The sequence below is a fragment of the Pseudomonas frederiksbergensis genome (genome assembly GCF_001952935.1).
In the GTDB taxonomy this organism is placed as follows: domain Bacteria; phylum Pseudomonadota; class Gammaproteobacteria; order Pseudomonadales; family Pseudomonadaceae; genus Aquipseudomonas; species Aquipseudomonas frederiksbergensis.
Genome location: NZ_CP018319.1, coordinates 1347679 through 1366593, shown reverse-complemented (window position 1 = coordinate 1366593; position 18915 = coordinate 1347679). Strand labels below are relative to the sequence as shown.

The following is an 18915-nucleotide window of genomic DNA, read 5'->3' as shown; positions in this document are numbered from 1 at the left end:
GATCGGGTCATGGAACTCTATACCTACTACCGTTCGACTTCGTCCTTCCGGGTGCGCATTGCGTTGGCGCTCAAGGGCCTGGATTACCAGGCGTTGCCGATCAACCTGATCGCGCCGCCAGGTGGTGAACATCGGCAGCCGCCGTATCTGAGCATCAATCCCCAAGGCCGGGTGCCGGCCTTGCGCACCGACGAAGGCGAACTGCTGATCCAGTCGCCGGCGATCATCGAGTACCTGGAGGAACGTTATCCACAGGTGCCGCTGCTCTCCAAAGACCTCGCCGCTCGCGCCCATGAGCGTGGCGTGGCGGCAGTGATTGGTTGCGACGTGCACCCGCTGCACAACGTCAGCGTGCTCAACAAGCTGCGGCAGTTGGGCCACGATGAACCGCAAGTGGTGGAGTGGATCGGGCACTGGATCAGCCAAGGGCTGGCGACGGTGGAGCAGTTGATCGGCGACGAGGGTTATTGCTTTGGTCCGACACCTGGGCTGGCGGATGTTTACCTGATCCCGCAGCTGTACGCGGCCGAGCGCTTCAGCATTTCACTTGAAGCGTATCCGCGGATTCGTCGAGTGGCGGCGTTGGCGGCGACGCATCCGGCATTCATCGAGGCGCATCCGGCGAACCAGCCGGACACCCCATAACACCCTCACACCGAACCAATGTGGGAGCGGGCTTGCTCGCGAAGAGGCTGTGTCAGTCAACATCTATGCAGCTGACACATCGCTTTCGCGAGCAAGCCCGCTCCCACAGGGGATGTGTGGTTAGTGGACGATAGAGTTAGGCGGCAGGTGCCCTAATCGTTCAGTCAGGCGAATCCGCTGAATCGGGTCGTCACTGAGCAGCAGGGCATGTTCGAGGTCGAAGCGCTCGGCATTCGGGCAATCCAGCCGTTGATAGAGGCTGGCCCGGGCCAGGTAGTCGGAAGCACTGGCGTTGCCCAGTTCCAGCACGCGTTCGGCGTCGATCAGGGCGCCGATGTAGTCATCGTTGGAAAGGTGTAACTGACGCAGGTTGCGCGACAGCCGCTGCAGCATTTGCACCGGCTCGGCGGTGAGCAAATGCTCGGCGCTGAGCTTCATGTTCGGGCCGTATTGGCGTTGCAGCAGTTCCCGGCAGTCGTTGGGGTACAAACGACGCCCGCCGCAGGGGTCGAGCAAGTGATCGGCGCCCGGTACCCGCAACAGGAAATGCCCGGGGAAGTTGACCCCGACCATGGGGATCTCCAGACCTCTGGCCAGTTCCAGGGCAACCAATCCCAGGCTCAGCGGCTGCCCGCGCCTGCGTTCCAGCACTTTATTGACCAGCGCGACTTGCGGGCGCAATGGCGTGGAGGAGTCCTGAGCGAATCCCAGGTCATTCATACGCCGTAACAACGGCTGGGCCAACTCGCTCACCGGCAACATCGGCAAGCCCTGACTGACCCGTTGTTGCAGGTCCTTGAGATCGTTCAGTACTGCCTCGGAAGTGACTTCGCTGTCGTGTTCGGCGGCAATCCACAGCGCCGCCTCGAACAGCGCGGGCGGTGAACGTTGCAGACAGTCGAAAAAACGTTGGCGGGGGGTCATCAAAATCTCCGGCTAATGCCTCGTTTTAGCCCCGTCTCCGGCATTCGTCCAGTGCCGGACATGGGCGGTTGCCGGTTATGTCCGAAAGTCTGCAAGGCGAGGTCGCTTATTCCGGCGCGCTTCTGCAATTTTCGGGCGCAAGCCTATACTGGCGACTACAAGAAGTGATTCGGGAGCCCTACGATGTTCGCTCTCATGCAAAGCACTCGCCTTGAATCCCTGCATCTGAGCGTCGACTCGGTCACCGGGTTGAAGGCGGTCATTGCCATTCATAACAGCCGTCTGGGACCAGCCCTGGGCGGGTGTCGTTACCTTGCCTATCCCAGCGACGAGTCCGCCGTCGAGGATGCGGTGCGTCTCGCCCAGGGCATGAGTTACAAGGCAGCGCTGGCCGGCCTGGCTCAGGGCGGCGGCGTGGCGGTGATCGTCCGCCCGGTGCATGTGGAAAACCGCGCCGCGCTATTCGAAGCTTTCGGGCGTTGCATCAATCAGCTCGATGGCCGCTATATCACTGCCATCGACAGCGGCACCTCGGTGGCGGACATGGATTGCATCGCCCAACAGACCCAGTACGTCACCAGCACCACCGCGGCGGGCGATCCGGCACCGCACGCGGCGATGGGCGTGTTCACCGGTATTCGTGCCACCGCCATGGCCCGGCTGGGCAGCGATAACCTCGAAGGCCTGCGAGTGGCGATTCAAGGGCTCGGCAACGTTGGCTATGCCCTCGCCGAACAGCTGCACGCCGCCGGTGCCGAACTGCTGGTCAGCGACATCGATCACGGCAAGGTCCAACTGGCGATGGAACAACTTGGCGCTCATCCGATCGCCAACGACGCGCTGCTCAGCACCCCTTGCGATATTCTCGCGCCCTGCGGTCTCGGTGGCGTGCTCAACAGCCATAGCGTGACGCAATTGCGCTGCGCGGCGGTGGCGGGCTCGGCGAACAACCAACTGACCCACCTGGAAGTCGCCGATCAACTGGAGCGGCGGGGCATTCTGTATGCGCCGGATTACGTGATCAATTCCGGCGGGCTGATCTACGTTTCGCTCAAACACCGTGGCGAAGAGCTATCGACCATCACCGCACACCTGTCGAAAATCAGCTCCCGGCTGACCGAAGTCTTCGCCCATGCCCAAGCGGAAAAACGCTCGCCGGCCCGCGTGGCTGACGAGTTGGCGGAGAAAGTGCTGTATCGATGAAGTTGAACCGATGAAGGAGTGAGGGCCTATCCGGCAGACTTGCTCCCAAAGCCTTGGCGCCACAAGCGTCAGGCTTGACTGACGCACGCTGACGCGGCGTGCCAGGAGCCTCTGTGATGCCTCACAAGGTTGAGCTGCCTTACACCCGGTTTTTATCCCCAGACGGCCAATTGCTCGGCGAACTTCCTGCCTGGGCCGACGATTTCAATTTGCTGACGCGCCTTTATCGGCAGATGGTCCTGACCCGCCTGTTCGATCAGAAAGCCGTCGCCCTGCAACGCACCGGGCGCATTGGCACGTATGCGCCGACCTTGGGCCAGGAAGCCATTGGCGTGGCGGTGGGCAGCTTGATGCACGCCGAAGACGTGCTGATTCCGTATTACCGCGACACCGCCGTGCAGTTGATGCGCGGGGTGCGCATGGAAGAAATTCTCCTGTATTGGGGCGGTGACGAGCGCGGCAGCGACTTTGCCGAACCGGCGGCGGCCCAGGACTTTCCGATCTGTGTGCCGATTGCCACCCAGGCCCTGCATGCCTGCGGCGTGGCCAGTTCATTCAAAATCCGCGGCGAACATCGGGTCGCCGTCACCACCTGCGGCGACGGCGCCACCAGCAAGGGGGATTTCCTCGAAGCCCTCAACGTCGCCGGTGCCTGGCAGTTGCCGGTGGTATTCGTGGTCAATAACAACCAATGGGCGATCTCGGTGCCACGACGGATTCAGTGCGGCGCCCCGACCCTGGCACAGAAAGCGATCGGTGCCGGGTTCCACGGTGAGCAGGTCGACGGCAATGACATGCTCGCGGTTTACGACCGGGTACAAGTGGCCCTCGAACGGGCGCGTCACGGTAAAGGCCCGGTGTTGCTGGAATGCCTGAGCTACCGCCTCGGCGACCACACGACAGCCGACGATGCCACACGCTACCGGTCGGCAGACGAGGTCAAGCAAGCCTGGCTCGAAGAGCCGGTCAAACGCCTGCAACGTTTCATGGTCGACCAGGGCGTGTGGGACGAAGGCCGCGAACAGACGCTGATCAGCGAATGCCAGGGCTTGGTGCAGCGGGCTGTGGATAACTTCGAAGCGGCGGGTCTTCAGGCGCCCGAATCGATCATGGATTACGTCTACGCCCAGTGGCCGGCGTCCCTTGCCGGGCAGCGTGAAGAGTTGCTCGAAAGGGCGGCGCGCCGCGCGGGAGATGCGAGCCATGAGTAACGGCAAAGTCACGTTGCTGGAAGCGGTGAATCTCGCGCTGCATCGGGCGATGAGCGAAGACGAGAACGTCATCGTCCTCGGTGAGGATGTCGGGGTGAACGGCGGCGTGTTTCGCGCCACCCAAGGGCTGCGCGACAGCTTTGGCTTCAAGCGCGTCATCGACTCGCCGCTGGCCGAAACCATGCTCGGCGGACTGGTGGTCGGCATGGCCGCTCAGGGCTTGAAACCGGTGGTGGAAATCCAGTTCATGGGTTTCATCTACGCGGCCATGGAACACCTGGTGTCACACGCCAGCCGCATGCGCAATCGCACCCGCGGGCGGATCACCTGCCCGATGGTGATGCGCACGCCGATGGGCGCAGGGATTCGCGCGCCGGAACATCACAGCGAAAGCACTGAAGCATTGTTCGCGCACATTCCAGGGCTGCGGGTGGTGATTCCGTCATCGCCGGCCCGGGCCTATGGCTTGTTGCTGGCGGCCATCGATGACCCGGACCCGGTGGTGTTCCTCGAACCGACCCGGCTCTATCGCATGAACCCGCAACCTCTGTTGGACGATGGCAAGCGCCTGCCGCTGGACAGCTGTTTCACCCTGCGCGAAGGCCACGACATCACGCTGATCAGCTGGGGCGCCAGTGTGATGGAAACCCTGCAAGCCGCCACCGCATTGGCCGAGCGGGGCGTCTCGGCGGAAGTGATCGATGTCGCGAGTATCAAGCCACTGGACCTCGACACGATGGAAGCTTCGGTGCGCAAGACCGGCCATTGCGTGATCGTTCATGAAGCGCCGCGCTCCTGTGGCGTCGGTGCGGAAATCGCCGCGAGCCTCTATGAGCGGGTGTTGCTGGATTTGCAGGCACCGATCCAGCGAGTCACTGCGCCGGACATTCCGCCGCCGCTGTATCGACTGGAATCGCTGTACATGCCCAACGTCGAGGACATTCTTCAGGCCTGCGACAGCGTTCTTCACTTTGCCTGAGCCCAAGGAGGTCGCGATGAAATATTTCAAACTGCCGGATCTGGGCGAAGGTTTGCAGGAAGCGGAAATCGTCCGCTGGCACGTCGCGGTCGGCGATACCGTCAAGGCCGATCAACTGCTGGTGTCGGTAGAAACCGCCAAAGCCCTGGTGGATATTCCCGCGCCCTATGACGGCGTGGTGGCAAAACTCTTCGGCGGCGAGGGCGACATTGTTCACGTCGGTGAACCCTTGCTCGGTTACGAAGGCGAAGCCGATGCGGGCACCGTAGTGGGGCGACTCGAAGGTGGCGGCAGCAGTCAGGAAGACTCGTTTTTCATCGGCGCGGCTCCCTCGACCCGAGAGCACCTGGCGACTCGCGCCACCCCGGCCGTGCGGCAACTGGCCCGGCAACTCGGCGTGGAGTTGAGCGGGGTGACGGGTTCTGGCCACGAGGGGCAAATCACCCGTACGGATGTGGAAAACGCGGCACAAACTGAACTGGATCGCTTTGGCGGCGAACGATTGCGCGGTGTGCGGCGCAGCATGGCGCTGAACATGGCCCGGTCCCACGCCGAAGTCGTGCCGGTGACGATTTTCGGTGACGCCGACCTGCATCGCTGGGGGCTGGCCCGCGAACCGCTGATTCGTCTCGCCAAGGCGATGGCGGCCGCGTGCGCCGTGGAGCCGGTGCTCAACAGCGCTTTCGACGGCAAAAGCCTGTCGCTCAAACAACACGAACGACTCGACCTGGGCATCGCCGTGGACACCCCGGACGGCTTGTTCGTGCCAGTGCTGCGCGATGTCGGTCATCGCTCTTCGGCTGATTTGAAGGATGGCGTCATGCGATTAAGGGCCGACGTGCAGGCGCGATCGATTCCGCCCAAGGAAATGATGGGTGCAACCCTGACGCTGTCGAATTTCGGCACCTTGTTCGGCCGCTACGCCAACCCGGTGGTGGTGCCGCCGCAAGTGGCGATCCTCGCTGCTGGCGCGATCCGTGACGAACCGGTGGCGGTTGACGGCGCGGTGGTGGTGCATCCGGTTTTGCCGCTGTCCCTGACCTTCGATCATCGCGTGGTGACGGGGGGCGAGGCGGCCCGATTCTTCAAGGCACTGGTCGAGGCGCTGGAACAACCCGACGCTTAGGTTTATCGCAGGCATGAAAAAGGCCCTGAGTCGTTTGACTCAGGGCCTATTCAATTCGGGCGTTGCTTACTTGGCAGCCTTGGGCGCTTTAGCTGGCTTGATCGGCTCAGCGACTTCAACAGGTGCCGGCGCTTCAACAGGTGCAGCCTTTTCAACGACTTCAGCAGGCGCGTTCAGCAGTTCGGACAGAGCATCCGGCTGACTCTTGAACGCCTTGGCGAACACATCGCGGTTCTTCGCCATGTAGATCCCGGCTTCTTCCACTTGCTGTTCGGTCAGGGACGGAACGGCTTTTTGCAACACTTCGGCCAGCAACTCGGCCAGTTCGAGCATTTTGTCATGACGGTCAGCTTCGGCTTTATCCATGAACAAGCGCTCCAGATCTCGGCTGCTGCGGTATACCACTTCGACGGCCATTCACCACCTCACATGCCTTCACATTAAGTTGTCTTGTCGACCACTGTATTTATATACAGCGAAAAGGATAAGCGAATCCCTGCGCTTTGGGTAGTGGCTTTTTAATGTAGACCGAAATCAGGGTTTGTGAGGTGCAGGTGCGACCAAACGCCACGGAGCGCGTTTTAGAGCACCTCGCCATCATGTGGCAGGCGCCTCTGGCCTTTTTTCTGCATGCAGAACAACCGTCACGTCAAACCCGCATCATCCGCTCGAACCGAGCTAAGGAAGAATCACCGTGAAAATCAACTGGGCCGAGAAACTGCGGCAGAACGTGCATCAATTGGCCGAGTCCCTGGGCAACCTGTTCGTCGAGACCTTCCACTACCTGGCGCTGTTCGCCATCGGTGCAGTCACCGCGTGGGCGGCGGTGATGGAATTTCTGGGGATGATCGAAGAAGGGCACATCAAGATCGACGATATCTTGCTGCTGTTCATCTACCTGGAACTGGGGGCGATGGTCGGGATTTACTTCAAGACCAACCACATGCCGGTGCGTTTCCTGATCTACGTGGCGATCACCGCGCTGACGCGACTGCTGATCTCCAACGTCTCGCATCACAACCCGCCGGACATCGGCATCATCTACCTGTGCGGCGGGATTTTGCTGCTGGCGTTTGCGATTCTGGTGGTGCGTTACGCCTCGTCGCAATTCCCTTCGGTGAAGATCGAACACCCACAACGCAAGATCGGTGCGGGTTCCGGTGAGCATCCCGAAGTGGAGAAGGGCGAGATTTAGAACCTCATGGCGGGCCGGCTGTGGCCTTTGACGCGTGGCGGCGGCAGGTTGTGGTCGCCGTCGGTCATGGCTTCGAGGATGGCCACGGCGCTGTGGCCCTGTTCGATGGCGATGCCGAACTGGATGCTTTGCACCAGGCGTTTGAGGCGCTGGGGGTCATTGCGTTGTTCGGCGCTGATCATCCGTTTGGCGACCACATGACCGTTGTTGGACAGGGTCAGCATGATGCTGCCATCCAGGCCCTGAATGCTCAGGTTGATCTGATAATCCGCTGCAAAAGCATCGGTAATGAGCTGAAAAGGGTTGTCCATGATGCGTCACCGCCTGAATTGAACGTGCAGTTGTTGACCGGCCATGATCGGGATTAGTTCGCAACACCAGACCACCGGCACATCGCTCTCGCTGAGGTTTTCAAAAGTCCTTTTGCCTCGCAGGGGACGTAGCAAGGGCCATGCCGCAAAAATTGTCGAACAATAGACACGGCAAAAAAGAAGGCGGACTCTGTGGTCCGCCTTCTTTTTACCTGCCCGTTTCAGGGCATGAATGAGTAGATGATCGCAGACAGTGCAATCAAACCGATCAACACCACGAACACGTTCGACGCCTGACCCGAATACTGGCGCAAGGCTGGCACTCGACGGATGGCGTACATCGGCATCAGGAACAACAGGCACGCGATGATCGGCCCGCCGAGGGTTTCGATCATGCCGAGGATGCTCGGGTTGAACGTCGCCACGGCCCAGCAGCTGAGGATCATGAAAAGCGCGGTCACGCGGTTCAGCCAGTTCGCCGACATCACCCGGCCACGACCGCGCAGGCTTTTTACGATCAGGCCCTGGAAGCCTTCGCTGGCGCCGATGTAATGGCCGAGGAAGGATTTGGTGATTGCCACCAGAGCAATCAGCGGCGCCGCGTAAGCGATGACCGGCGTCTGGAAGTGGTTGGCCAGGTACGACAGGATCGAGATGTTCTGCGCCTTCGCCGCCGCCAAATCAGCCGGCGACAAGGCCAGCACGCAACTGAAGCAGAAGAACATCACCGTCACCACCATCATTGCGTGGGCGATGGCGAGAATGCCGCTGCTTTTGCGTTCGGCCTGTTCGCCGTAACGTTGTTTCTGATCGATGGAGAAGGCGGAGATGATCGGCGAATGGTTGAACGAAAACACCATCACCGGGATCGCCAGCCACAAGGTCTTGAAGAACAGCGGCATCGGCATGCCTTCACTGGCGGTGGCGAAGAATGCGCCGTTCCAGTTCGGGATCAGGCTCAAACCGAGCAGCAGCAACGCCGCAACGAATGGATAAACCAGCACGCTCATGCATTTGACGATGACACCCTGACCGCAACGGACGATGGCCATCAGACCGAGGATCAGCACCAGCGACAGAATCGCCCGTGGTGGCGGGGCGATGTGCAACTGATGCTCCATGAAGCTGCTCAAAGTGTTGGTCAGCGCCACGCTGTACACCAGCAGAATCGGGAAGATCGCAAAGAAATACAGCAGCGTGATCAGCTTGCCGGCACCGATGCCGAAGTGTTCTTCCACCACTTCGGTGATGTCCCCGGAACGCCCGGACAACACGAAACGGGTCAGGCCGCGGTGGGCGTAGAAGGTCATCGGGAACGCCAGTACTGCCAGGATCAGCAGCGGCCAGAAACCGCCTACGCCGGCGTTGATCGGCAGGAACAGCGTGCCGGCGCCGATGGCTGTGCCATAAAGGCCAAGCATCCAGGTGGTGTCGTGTTTGTTCCAGCCTTTGTGGGTTATTTCGCTATTGCGTGTCAGGTCTACAGCAGGATTATCGGCAGCAGGTGTACGTACATCGGTCATCGTTTGGCCTCGTTATTGTTCTTGCTCGGGCTCACGTGTTACGGGCGTCGGGAATGCTCCTCAGCACTCCACCCAGCTGACAGCCAGGCCGCCCCGTGAAGTCTCTTTGTATTTGTCATGCATGTCGGCGCCGGTATCGCGCATGGTGCGGATCACCCGGTCCAGGGAAATGAAGTGTTTGCCGTCGCCGCGCAGGGCCATTTGCGTAGCGTTGATCGCCTTCACGGCAGCAATCGCATTGCGCTCGATGCACGGCACTTGCACCAGGCCGCCGACCGGGTCGCAGGTCAGGCCGAGGTTGTGTTCCAGGCCGATTTCGGCGGCGTTTTCCAGTTGCTCGGGCGTGGCGCCGAGTATGTCGGCCAGACCGGCGGCGGCCATGGCGCAGGCCGAGCCGACTTCGCCCTGGCAGCCGACTTCGGCACCGGAGATAGAGGCGTTTTTCTTGCAGAGAATTCCTACGGCCGCAGCGCCCAAAAAGAACGCCACCACGTCATCGTCCGACGCGTCCGGGTTGAATTTCATGTAGTAGTGCAGCACCGCTGGAATGATCCCCGCCGCGCCGTTGGTCGGCGCCGTGACCATGCGCCCGCCCGCTGCGTTTTCTTCGTTCACGGCGAGGGCAAACAGGTTCACCCACTCCATGGCCGATAGCGTGGAGGTGATGACATTCGGCTTGCCGATTTCCAACAGGCTGCGGTGCAATTTCGCCGCGCGACGGGGAACATTCAGACCGCCGGGCAGGATGCCTTCGTGGCGCAGCCCTTGCTCGACGCATTCGCGCATCACCGACCAAATGTGCAACAGGCCCTGACGGATTTCCGCTTCGCTGCGCCAGGCCAGTTCATTGGCCATCATCAACTCGGAAACGCGCAGACCGTGCTGGTTGCAGAGCTTGAGTAGTTCGGCGGCGCTGGAAAAATCGTACGGCAGCACCACATCGCTGGCTGGCGCAATCCCGGACTCGGCTTCGGCCGCTTCGATGATGAAACCGCCACCGATCGAGTAGTACGTTTGCTCCGATAGCTCACCGGTTTCGCCAAAGGCTGTCAGGGACATCGCATTGGGGTGGTAGGGCAAGCTCTCGTCCAGCAGCAGAAGATCGCTCTGCCAGTTGAAGGCGATGGTGGTTTTGCCTGCCAGGGACAGTTCACCGGTTTCACGCAGGGTCTGGATTCGACTGTCGATCGACGTTGGATCGATGCTGTCCGGCCACTCGCCCATCAGGCCCATGACGCAGGCGCGGTCGGTGGCGTGACCGACGCCGGTCGCCGACAGCGAGCCATACAGTCGGATTTCTACGCGTCGTACGTCGGCCAGCAATTGTTGGTCAATCAGGGCTTGGACGAAGGTCGCGGCGGCGCGCATCGGGCCGACGGTGTGGGAACTGGACGGACCGATGCCGACTTTGAAAAGATCGAAAACACTGATAGCCATGCTAAAGCCTATACAAGCAATGGAAGAGAAATCGCTGCCATTTTTGTAGGACAAGCGCAATGTCGGCGATACTGCCTCCCTCGGTCCTACGTGACCAACGAAACTTCCTAAGACAGCCTTTAGCAGGACTAAACAATGAGTCGCCAATTGCACGCCCAGACTTACGTCTGGCTGCACGTGTTTTCCTGTGCCGCGCGGCACTTGTCGTTCACCCGATGCGCCGAAGAACTACACATCACGCCGGGTGCGGTCAGCCAGCAAATCCGACAGCTGGAAGAGCGACTGGGCTTTCGCCTGTTTCATCGTCGCGCTCGCGGCGTGGAATTGAGCGCCGAAGGCCAGCGACTGGCCATCACCGTGAACGAGGCCTACGGCAGCATCGATGCGGAATTGCGACGACTGGACGCCGGAATGATCAGCGGAATCCTGCGGGTGCGTTCGATTCCATCGTTCCTGAGCAAATGGCTGACCCCCAGGTTGCCGCGCTTGCAGCAGCGCTTTCCGGACATTCAATTACGGCTGGTGGCCGAGGACAGCAGCGTGCCCTTGCACGAAGGCGACTTCGATTTGGCCATCGACCTGAATGACGGCAGCTATCCCGGTTTGTTATCCACAACCTTGCTCGACGAGCAGATCTTCCCGGTCTGTGCCCCAAGCCTGCTGCGTGGTCGGCCGCCGCTGCATGGCCCGGGGGATCTGGTGCATTTCCCGTTGCTGCACGACATTACCGCCTGGCGCGGCAGTTACGAATACGCGGAATGGGAGTTTTACCTCAACGCTATCGGCTTCGAAGGTGCGGATGTGCGGCGCGGGCATACCTTCAATCGCAATCACCTGACCATCGAAGCGGCGATTGCCGGGATGGGCGTTGCGATTGCGCGGCGAACCTTGCTCAATGATGAGTTGGAGCGGGGGACGTTGATCGTGCCGTTCGGACTGGCGGTACCCAATCACAAGCGTTACGTGCTGCTCTATGCGCCGGGGGCGCTGAGCCATCCGGGCGTGCGCGCGGTGCATGACTGGCTGGTGGAAGAGGCGGGGATATTTCGAAGTTTGCATCCGCTGGCGGAGCGGCAGATGTGAGCAATTGTGACAAAAGAGTCAGGCGACCCAACTCCCGACCTTAACAGCGCTTTTGCTCCTTGTCCGGCTTTTTTTGCGAATCAAAATTTATCTTTTTTTAGGGGTTGAATTGTTCTGCGCGCAGACCGATTGTGTAAGTAAGAGGTCACGGTGATGACGCCCAAGGGCCAGCCGATGTGCCTCTCGCGAGCTAGCTGAAATAAGGGATGAACTATGCAAATCCAAGTCAACAGCGATAACCATATTCAAAGCAGCATCCGACTGGAGGAGTGGGTACGTACTACCATTGAGAGCACGCTCGAACGTTATGAGGAGGACCTGACACGCGTCGAGGTTCATCTGCGGGACGAGAACGGCGACAAGCCCGGTCCCCATGACATGCGCTGTCAGCTGGAAGCGCGGCCAAAAGGCCACCAACCGATTTCTGTAACCCATAAAGCCGACTCCCTGGAACTGGCGATCGACGGGGCGGCCGAAAAACTTGAACATGCGCTTGAGCACCTGTTCGGCAAACTGCGGGGCAAACCACGTGCCGCTGTGGTGCCGTTCGAGAGAGTTGCAGCCGATGCGCTGCTGGAAGACGAGTTTCTCGAGAACGAACAGGCTGCGCAAAACGGCTGATATTTGATTAGGTTTTTACCTTCCACCACTGACAAACGGGTCTGCTTATGCAGGCCCGTTTTTGTTCGTGCTGACTGAACGTTGACTGCTGTAACAACGATCCCGTCGGATCTCTTTTGCACATGAGAATATTTATCATTAATATTGCGACCTTGTCGGCTCCGTGACATTTACGGGGTCTCACCCGTTTCAAGGTCGAAACATGAAAGGCAAAATCACTGCGCTCCCCGTTTCCTACCGACTGGCCGTTACTTCCCGAGTATTGGCGGCCGTGCTGGGGGGTTACCTCGTCGCGGCATTGGCCAGTGTCAGCCTGACAATGTGGCTGCCCTTGGCTCGCGGCGAAGCGGTGGTCACCGGGATGATGACCTCGTTTCTAGTCTATCTGGTCGCTGTACTCTGGTGCTTTGCCTGCCGCAGTGCGTGGCAAGCCTGGTTCGGATTGATCGTGCCGAGCGTGGTTTTGGCGGCGGTGTCGGGGCTGGCGTTCTGGATGGGCCGCTCATGAAAGAGGGCTTTCGACAGGCCATGGCCTGGCTGCACACCTGGGCCGGGTTGATCTTCGGCTGGCTGTTGTTCGCGATTTTCCTTACCGGCACGCTCGCCTATTTCAAGGATGAGATCAGCCACTGGATGCAGCCGGAAATTCCCGCCCGCTCGCTGTCCTCCGAAGCCAGTCTGACCCTGGCCCAGCAGTACCTCGAGCAGCACGCAGCGGGTGCCTCGCGATGGCTCATCGAATTGCCGGATGCTCGCGAACCCGGGCTGTCGGTGCGCTGGCAGCAAGCAGCGGCCAAGCCCGGCACGCGCGGTCAATTCACCGAAAAACTCCTCGATCCGCAAACCGGCGCAGAAGTGCAGGGCCGGGACACCCGCGGTGGCGAGTTCTTTTACCGCTTCCACTTTCAGCTGCAGATGCCCTATCCGTGGGGGCGCTGGCTGTCGACGATCGCAGCGATGGTGATGTTCGTCGCGCTGATCAGCGGGATCATCATCCACAAGAAAATCTTCAAGGACTTCTTCACCTTCCGCCCGCGCAAAGGCCAGCGCTCCTGGCTCGACGGGCACAACGCGGTGGGCGTTCTGGTGTTGCCGTTTCATCTGATGATCACCTACAGCAGCCTGGTGATTTTCATGGTGATGGTGATGCCGGCGAGCATCCTTGCCTCGTACGAAGGTGGTGTCGAGGCGTTTTACGATGAGGTGCTTCCAGCGTCCAATCCGCCTGAAATGGCAGGCAAACCGGGTCAGTTGGCGCCGTTGGCCCCGCTGCTGGAACAGGCCAGCGAGCAGTGGGGGGGCGGGCGAACCGGGCGGCTGACGGTGAACAATCCGGGCGATGCGAATGCCTCGGTCATTCTTGCGCGGGACGGCGCCGACCGAGTGGTCCACGACTTTGGCAGCGCGTTGACATTCAATGGGATGACCGGGCAGTTGCTCGGCGCAACGCCGAAGCAAGCATTGCCCATGGCGATTGCCGGCAGTTTCTACGGCTTGCACATGGGCCATTTTGCCGGTCCGGTGTTGCGCTGGCTGTACTTCATCTGTGGGTTGGCGGGCACCGCAATGATCGGTACCGGGCTGGTGATCTGGCTCGGCAAGCGTCAGCTCAAACATGCGAAGAGCGGTGTGATGCCGTTTGAGTTGCGGTTGGTGGAAGTGCTGAACATCGCCAGCATGTCGGGGTTGATGGTCGCGGTGGCGGCGTTCTTCTGGGCCAATCGATTGTTGCCGGTCGCAATGGCCGGGCGGGCGGATTGGGAAGTGAACAGCTTCTTCATCGTCTGGGGCTTGAGTGTGTTGCACGCCATGGTCCGCCGTGGTCGCGCCGCGTGGGTCGAACAGTTGGCGCTGACGGCGTTGCTGTTCTGTGCGCTGCCGCTGCTGAACGCGCTGACCACGCCTTATCACTTGGGCGTCACCCTGATGCAGGGTGATTGGGCCATGGCCGGTTTCGATCTGACGTGCCTGGGCAGCGGTCTGTTTTTCGCGTGGGCTGCGTGGAAAAAACAGCGCGCGGGGCAGGCTGGAATCGTCACCCGGCCGCGGGCGAAATCGATAGCGCTTGCGCAAGAGGCGCACTGAATGTTCCTGGCCTTGTTGCTGTGCTACGGCGGTTTCACCGCGCTCTGTTTATCGATGGATCGGCATCACGCCGAACTGCTGGGGCGCAAGCCCTCGGCCCGTCGCCGACAAGGGATGAAACTCAGTGGCTGGCTGTTGCTGGCGTTATCGCTGTGGGCCGCAGTGTCGTCGACGGGCTGGGGACTTGGATTGGTGGAGTGGTTTGCGGTGTTGATGCTCAGCGCTTTGCTGCTGGTGTTGTTGATGCCGTATCGCCCGCGCCTGGCCCTGGCGTTGGCCGGTTTGAGTCTGCTTGCCAGCCCCGTCGCCGTGTTTGCGCAGGGCTGACCTGATGATCAGCAGCCCCCCGGAATCCCATGACGACGAACATCGCGGTGCGCGTGCGCATTTCCTGCAGGTGTTCCTTTCCCAGCGTTCGCAAATGGAAGCGCTGGTGAGCCGTCGTGTCGGGTGTCGGGCGACCGCCGCGGATTTGGTGCAGGATTTGTTCCTGCGTTTCTGGCGTCGGCCGCTGGTGCAGGTCGAAGAGCTCAGCACTTACCTGTTGCGCTGCGCCGGCAACATCGCCATCGATCATTTGCGCAGCGAAGGCACGCGGGTGCGGGTCAACGAGGGCTGGATGCCGGATCAACCCGACAGTCACGGCAGCGAACCGCAAGCGGCGCTGGAGGCGGGCAACGATTTGCGTCACGTCGAAGCGGCGTTGCGTGCGCTGCCTGAGCGCACCCGACAGATTTTTCTGCTCAACCGTATCCACGGGCGCAAATACGCCGAAATCGCCAAGGCCATGGGGTTGTCCCAAAGCGCGGTGGAAAAACATATGATGCGCGCCCTCGAGGCTTGCAAGGCCAGCCTGCGGGAACCCGAACCGCGCACGCCAGGGAAAGCACTGTGAACAGCACCGAACGCGTCATCCCGACGCCTGCTCAAGAACAGGCAGCCTTCGCCTGGCTGAGTCTGTTGCATGACCAGCCCAGCAGCGGCGATCAGGCCATCTTCAGCCATTGGCTACAGGCCGACCCTGCCCATGCCGAGGCTTACGCCCAGGCGCAAGTAGTGTGGGAGTTGACCGAAACTCCGGCCCGAACGTTGGCCGACGAAGAGGCGTTTGCCTTGCAGGGTTACCTCAACACGATGAATCGCTCGCGCCGTACCCGCGTTCGGCGTTGGTCCGGGGCGTTGGCGATGGCGGCGTGCATGGTGTTGATGATCGGCGTCGGTGCTGGCTGGCAACCGTCGCGCTGGGTCGATGATCTGGGCGCGGACTATGTGTCGGCGCCGGGGGAGATTCGCACCGTCACGCTGGCGGATCAGTCACACGTCACGCTTGATGCCGACAGCGCGATTGCGGTGGATTTCAGTCGTGGCGAGCGGCGGATTGAACTGCGGCGCGGCGCCGGATTTTTCAGCGTGACCCATACCGGCGAGCCGTTTGTGGTGGACGCTGAAAAAGGCCAGGCGCGGGTGCTGGGGACTCAGTTCGAAGTGCGTCTGCAACCGCACGGTGCGCAGGTCACGGTGTTGTCCGGGCGGGTGGGCGTGACGGCGGACAGGCACGCCGAGCAACAAATTCTCAGCGCTGGCCAGCAAGTGGCCTATGGCGAGGGTTCGGCGGAAAAACTCCATGCGGTCGACAGCGAAGCGCAATTGGCGTGGCGTCAGGGATGGCTCAATTACTACAAGGCGACACTCGCTGAGGTGGTGCAAGACCTTGGGCGTTATTACCCGGGACGGATTGTGCTGCTCAACGATGAACTCGCGGCGCGGCGGGTCAGTGGCAGCTTTCCGAGCAAGGATCCGCAAGCGGTGTTGAGTTCGTTGCAAGGGGTGTTGGGGTTTGAGCAGCACAAGGTTTTGGGGCATCTGATTATTTTGCGTTGAGGCTGCTGGCCTCTTCGCGAGCAAGCCCGCTCCCACAGGGGAACGCATTCCAAAATGTGGGAGCGGGCTTGCTCGCGAAGGCGGCAGATCAGGCACCACATCTCCCAAGGTAAAAAATTATTTTCAACTTTCTGGTGAGGTAAACCCCGACGCCATCCGTGTAGTGACTGAAACTGCGAGTCATTCGCATTCCGTAGGTTCTACACAGGTCATGAGCAATGAAGTCCAGGGCAAAATCGGGTTCGGTCAAACAATGGTTGGGTACGTGTGCCTTGAGCTTTTCGGCGTTGGCGTTGCTGCCGTTGAGTGTGGCGGTGGCGGCTGAGGCCGGCAGTACCCGACAGAGTGCGCCGTTCAGCTTTGCAATGGCTGCCAAACCGTTGCCCCAGGCCTTGAGCGACTTCAGCCGGATCACCGGCATCAGCGTGGTCTACACCGATGAGGCGCCGTACGGCATCAACGCTCCAGCGCTCAGCGGGCAGATGAGTACCGAGCAGGCGATGCAGCGATTGCTCAGTGGTTCGGGGTTCACCTTCCGTCGCACCGACGGCCACACCTTGGCGCTGGAGCCGTTGCCCACCGATGGCGCCTTGAACCTGGGAGCGACCACCATCACCTCAGTGGCCGATCAGTCCATGAGCTATCAGCCGCCGCCCACCAGTTCGGTGATGCGCTCCTCGGCCTTGCTCCAGGAAATCCCCCAGACCGTCAACGTGGTTCCGGCGCAGGTCATTCGCGATCAGGCGCCGCGCAATCTGGATGACGCGCTGGCCAACGTCAGCGGCATTACTCAAGGCAACACGCTGGCGAGCACTCAGGACTCGGTGATGACTCGTGGCTTCGGCGACAACCGCAACGGCTCGATCATGCGCGACGGCATGCCGATCGTGCAGGGCCGTGGCATGAATGCGACCGTGGACCGGGTCGAAGTGCTGAAGGGCCCGGCCTCGCTTCTTTACGGCATCCAGGACCCGGGCGGCGTGGTCAACATGGTCAGCAAAAAGCCCGAACTTGAGCAGTACAACGCGTTGACCCTGCGTGGCTCGACCTATGGCGACGGCAAAAACGGCAGCGGTGGCGGCCTCGACAGCACCGGCGCGTTGGGTGATTCCGGGCTGGCCTATCGCATGGTCCTGGACCACGAAGACGAAGATTACTGGCGCAATTTCGGCACTCACCGCGAGACATTGGTCGCACCGTCACTGGCCTGGTTCGCCGAAAGCACCAAACTGCTGTTCGCCTACGAACACCGCGAGTTCCTGACCCCGTTCGACCGCGGCACGATCATCGACCCGCGTGACAACCATCCGCTGGACATCTCCCGCGAACGTCGTCTCGACGAGCCCTTCAACAACATGGAAGGCCGCTCGGACCTCTATCACTTCGAGGCCGATCACGAGCTCAACGACAACTGGAAAGCCCACTTCGGCTACAGCTGGAACCGCGAAACCTACGACGCCAGCCAGGTGCGCATCACTGCCATCGACACCAAGAAAGGCACCCTGACTCGCAGCATGGACGGCACTCAGAACGCGATCAGCACCGACCGCTTCACCACCGCCAGCCTGGAAGGCAATGTCCAGCTCGCGGGGATGAAACATGACCTGGTGTTCGGCGTCGATGATGAATATCGCAAGATCTACCGCGAAGACCTGATCCGTCAGAAAAGCCTGAGCACCTTCAGTTACCTCAACCCGGTTTACGGCCGCGAAGTCGCCGGCACCACGGTCAGCCCGGCCGACAGCGCGCAGACCGACAAACTGCGCAGCGATTCGGTGTTTTTGCAGGACTCGATTCACCTGACCGATCAATGGATTTTCGTCGCTGGCGCGCGCTTCCAGGAATACGACCAGTACGCTGGCAAAGGCGTACCGTTCAAGGCTAACACCGACAGCAACGGCCAGAAATGGGTGCCTCGCGCCGGCCTGGTGTATCGCTACACCGATGAACTGTCGTTCTATGGCAGCTACACCGAGTCGTTCAAACCCAACTCGACCATTGCGCCGTTGAGCGGCAGCAGCACCGTGTTGGACGGCAGCGTCGCGCCGGAAGAAGCCAAGTCCTGGGAAATTGGCGCCAAGCTCGACATGCCGGGCCGCGTCACCGGTAACGTCGCGCTGTTCGACATCAAGAAACGCAACGTGCTGGTGGCTAATTCCGAAGGCCCGGTGACGATCTACAGCGCCGCCGGTGAAGTGCGTTCACGTGGTCTGGAAGTGGACTTGAGCGGTCAGTTGAGTGATCGCTGGAGCATGATCGGCAGCTATGCCTACACCGATGCCGAAGTCACGGAAGACCCGATCTACAAAGGCAAAAAGCTGCAAAACGTAGCGAAGAATAGTGGTTCGCTGTCAGCGGTTTATGACTTTGGCACTATCGTCGGTGGCGATCAGCTGCGGGTCGGTGCGGGGGCGCGGTATGTCGGTGAGCGAGCGGGTAACGCGGTGAACGATTTTGATCTGCCGAGTTACACCGTGGCCGATGCGTTCGCAACCTACGACACCAAAGTCGAGGGGCAGAAGGTCAAGTTCCAGCTCAACGTGAAGAACCTGTTTGACCGCACCTACTACACCTCGGCGGCGAGCCGGTTCTTTGTGTCGATGGGGGATTCGCGGCAGATCTCCTTGTCGAGCACGTTGGAGTTCTGACCGCAGACCGCGTCATCGTTCATCGCGAGCAGGCTCACTCCTA

The 18915-nt window shown here is 60.7% G+C and carries 18 protein-coding genes and 1 pseudogene; 14 read left to right on the top strand and 5 right to left on the bottom strand.

Features of this window, described 5'->3' with window-relative positions:
• Window positions 1–9 precede the first annotated feature (9 nt).
• Entirely contained in the window at window positions 10–645 is a 636-nt protein-coding gene (maiA, locus tag PFAS1_RS06555) for a maleylacetoacetate isomerase (RefSeq protein ID WP_074873845.1), read from the top strand.
• A gap of 120 nt (window positions 646–765) precedes the next feature.
• On the opposite strand, the gene PFAS1_RS06550 is transcribed toward maiA, so the two are convergent.
• Complete coding sequence (locus PFAS1_RS06550) at window positions 766–1569, bottom strand: SirB1 family protein (RefSeq protein ID WP_076028598.1); 804 nt, start codon at window positions 1567–1569, stop codon at window positions 766–768.
• Window positions 1570–1752: 183 nt separating this feature from the next.
• On the opposite strand from PFAS1_RS06550, the gene PFAS1_RS06545 reads away from it, so the two are divergent.
• From PFAS1_RS06545 to PFAS1_RS06530, 4 genes are all read left to right on the top strand, one after another.
• Complete coding sequence (locus PFAS1_RS06545; RefSeq protein ID WP_074873847.1) at window positions 1753–2772, top strand: Glu/Leu/Phe/Val dehydrogenase family protein; 1020 nt, start codon at window positions 1753–1755, stop codon at window positions 2770–2772.
• A 116-nt stretch (window positions 2773–2888) separates the two neighbouring features.
• Entirely contained in the window at window positions 2889–3983 is a 1095-nt protein-coding gene (gene pdhA, locus PFAS1_RS06540) for a pyruvate dehydrogenase (acetyl-transferring) E1 component subunit alpha (RefSeq protein WP_076028597.1), read from the top strand.
• A complete protein-coding gene (locus tag PFAS1_RS06535) occupies window positions 3976–4962 on the top strand; it encodes an alpha-ketoacid dehydrogenase subunit beta (RefSeq protein ID WP_076028596.1) in 987 nt (328 codons plus the stop codon). Before pdhA ends, PFAS1_RS06535 begins: the two co-directional genes overlap by 8 nt.
• Before the next feature lie 16 nt (window positions 4963–4978).
• Window positions 4979–6088, top strand: a complete 1110-nt coding sequence (locus PFAS1_RS06530) for a dihydrolipoamide acetyltransferase family protein (RefSeq protein WP_076028595.1) — start codon at window positions 4979–4981, stop codon at window positions 6086–6088.
• A 162-nt stretch (window positions 6089–6250) separates the two neighbouring features.
• Here PFAS1_RS06530 and PFAS1_RS06525 read toward each other — a convergent pair.
• Window positions 6251–6505 (bottom strand): annotated as a pseudogene (locus PFAS1_RS06525) (YebG family protein); the annotation flags it as partial.
• A gap of 277 nt (window positions 6506–6782) precedes the next feature.
• Between PFAS1_RS06525 and PFAS1_RS06520 the strand changes: the two are divergent.
• On the top strand, window positions 6783–7283 hold the full coding sequence (locus PFAS1_RS06520) for a phosphate-starvation-inducible protein PsiE (protein WP_074873852.1): 501 nt from the start codon (window positions 6783–6785) through the stop codon (window positions 7281–7283).
• Here the strand turns inward: PFAS1_RS06520 and PFAS1_RS06515 are convergent.
• The 3 genes from PFAS1_RS06515 to PFAS1_RS06505 all read right to left on the bottom strand — a co-directional run bounded on the left by PFAS1_RS06515 (window position 7280) and on the right by PFAS1_RS06505 (window position 10554).
• Window positions 7280–7594: a DUF3509 domain-containing protein gene (locus PFAS1_RS06515; RefSeq protein ID WP_076028593.1), complete on the bottom strand. Its 315-nt coding sequence runs from the start codon at window positions 7592–7594 to the stop codon at window positions 7280–7282. The two genes, PFAS1_RS06520 and PFAS1_RS06515, sit on opposite strands and share 4 nt — an antisense overlap.
• A gap of 221 nt (window positions 7595–7815) precedes the next feature.
• Window positions 7816–9117 (bottom strand): serine/threonine transporter, encoded by a 1302-nt coding sequence (locus PFAS1_RS06510; protein ID WP_076028592.1) that lies wholly within the window; start codon window positions 9115–9117, stop codon window positions 7816–7818.
• Between the two features lie 60 nt (window positions 9118–9177).
• On the bottom strand, window positions 9178–10554 hold the full coding sequence (locus PFAS1_RS06505) for an L-serine ammonia-lyase (RefSeq protein WP_076028591.1): 1377 nt from the start codon (window positions 10552–10554) through the stop codon (window positions 9178–9180).
• Window positions 10555–10689: 135 nt separating this feature from the next.
• Between PFAS1_RS06505 and PFAS1_RS06500 the strand changes: the two genes are divergently transcribed.
• The 8 genes from PFAS1_RS06500 to PFAS1_RS06465 all read left to right on the top strand — a co-directional run bounded on the left by PFAS1_RS06500 (window position 10690) and on the right by PFAS1_RS06465 (window position 18872).
• The gene (locus PFAS1_RS06500; protein WP_076028590.1) at window positions 10690–11637 is read left to right on the top strand and encodes a LysR substrate-binding domain-containing protein; all 948 of its coding nucleotides are present in this window, start codon (window positions 10690–10692) and stop codon (window positions 11635–11637) included.
• A gap of 213 nt (window positions 11638–11850) precedes the next feature.
• Window positions 11851–12258: an HPF/RaiA family ribosome-associated protein gene (locus tag PFAS1_RS06495; protein ID WP_074873857.1), complete on the top strand. Its 408-nt coding sequence runs from the start codon at window positions 11851–11853 to the stop codon at window positions 12256–12258.
• A 202-nt stretch (window positions 12259–12460) separates the two neighbouring features.
• Window positions 12461–12766, top strand: coding sequence for a DUF3649 domain-containing protein (locus PFAS1_RS06490; protein ID WP_076028589.1), 306 nt, complete (start codon window positions 12461–12463; stop codon window positions 12764–12766).
• Window positions 12763–14343 carry a PepSY-associated TM helix domain-containing protein gene (locus tag PFAS1_RS06485; RefSeq protein ID WP_076028588.1) on the top strand — a complete coding sequence of 527 codons (1581 nt, stop codon included), beginning with the start codon at window positions 12763–12765 and terminating at the stop codon, window positions 14341–14343. Before PFAS1_RS06490 ends, PFAS1_RS06485 begins: the two co-directional genes overlap by 4 nt.
• A complete protein-coding gene (locus tag PFAS1_RS06480) occupies window positions 14344–14670 on the top strand; it encodes a DUF3325 domain-containing protein (RefSeq protein WP_076028587.1) in 327 nt (108 codons plus the stop codon).
• A gap of 4 nt (window positions 14671–14674) precedes the next feature.
• Window positions 14675–15238 (top strand): RNA polymerase sigma factor, encoded by a 564-nt coding sequence (locus tag PFAS1_RS06475; RefSeq protein WP_156886700.1) that lies wholly within the window; start codon window positions 14675–14677, stop codon window positions 15236–15238.
• Entirely contained in the window at window positions 15235–16224 is a 990-nt protein-coding gene (locus PFAS1_RS06470) for a FecR family protein (RefSeq protein WP_076028586.1), read from the top strand. Before PFAS1_RS06475 ends, PFAS1_RS06470 begins: the two co-directional genes overlap by 4 nt.
• Window positions 16225–16442: 218 nt before the next feature.
• Window positions 16443–18872, top strand: coding sequence for a TonB-dependent siderophore receptor (locus tag PFAS1_RS06465; RefSeq protein WP_076028585.1), 2430 nt, complete (start codon window positions 16443–16445; stop codon window positions 18870–18872).
• Window positions 18873–18915 lie beyond the last annotated feature (43 nt).

Bases quoted from the DNA above. Each gene is read 5' to 3' on its own strand.
- maiA (WP_074873845.1), top strand. From the start codon at position 10: ATGGAACTCTATACCTACTACCGTTCGACTTCGTCCTTCCGGGTGCGC.
- PFAS1_RS06550 (WP_076028598.1), bottom strand. From the start codon at position 1,569: ATGACCCCCCGCCAACGTTTTTTCGACTGTCTGCAACGTTCACCGCCC.
- PFAS1_RS06545 (WP_074873847.1), top strand. From the start codon at position 1,753: ATGTTCGCTCTCATGCAAAGCACTCGCCTTGAATCCCTGCATCTGAGC.
- pdhA (WP_076028597.1), top strand. From the start codon at position 2,889: ATGCCTCACAAGGTTGAGCTGCCTTACACCCGGTTTTTATCCCCAGAC.
- PFAS1_RS06535 (WP_076028596.1), top strand. From the start codon at position 3,976: ATGAGTAACGGCAAAGTCACGTTGCTGGAAGCGGTGAATCTCGCGCTG.
- PFAS1_RS06530 (WP_076028595.1), top strand. From the start codon at position 4,979: ATGAAATATTTCAAACTGCCGGATCTGGGCGAAGGTTTGCAGGAAGCG.
- PFAS1_RS06515 (WP_076028593.1), bottom strand. From the start codon at position 7,594: ATGGACAACCCTTTTCAGCTCATTACCGATGCTTTTGCAGCGGATTAT.
- PFAS1_RS06510 (WP_076028592.1), bottom strand. From the start codon at position 9,117: ATGACCGATGTACGTACACCTGCTGCCGATAATCCTGCTGTAGACCTG.
- PFAS1_RS06505 (WP_076028591.1), bottom strand. From the start codon at position 10,554: ATGGCTATCAGTGTTTTCGATCTTTTCAAAGTCGGCATCGGTCCGTCC.
- PFAS1_RS06500 (WP_076028590.1), top strand. From the start codon at position 10,690: ATGAGTCGCCAATTGCACGCCCAGACTTACGTCTGGCTGCACGTGTTT.
- PFAS1_RS06495 (WP_074873857.1), top strand. From the start codon at position 11,851: ATGCAAATCCAAGTCAACAGCGATAACCATATTCAAAGCAGCATCCGA.
- PFAS1_RS06490 (WP_076028589.1), top strand. From the start codon at position 12,461: ATGAAAGGCAAAATCACTGCGCTCCCCGTTTCCTACCGACTGGCCGTT.
- PFAS1_RS06485 (WP_076028588.1), top strand. From the start codon at position 12,763: ATGAAAGAGGGCTTTCGACAGGCCATGGCCTGGCTGCACACCTGGGCC.
- PFAS1_RS06480 (WP_076028587.1), top strand. From the start codon at position 14,344: ATGTTCCTGGCCTTGTTGCTGTGCTACGGCGGTTTCACCGCGCTCTGT.
- PFAS1_RS06475 (WP_156886700.1), top strand. From the start codon at position 14,675: ATGATCAGCAGCCCCCCGGAATCCCATGACGACGAACATCGCGGTGCG.
- PFAS1_RS06465 (WP_076028585.1), top strand. From the start codon at position 16,443: ATGAAGTCCAGGGCAAAATCGGGTTCGGTCAAACAATGGTTGGGTACG.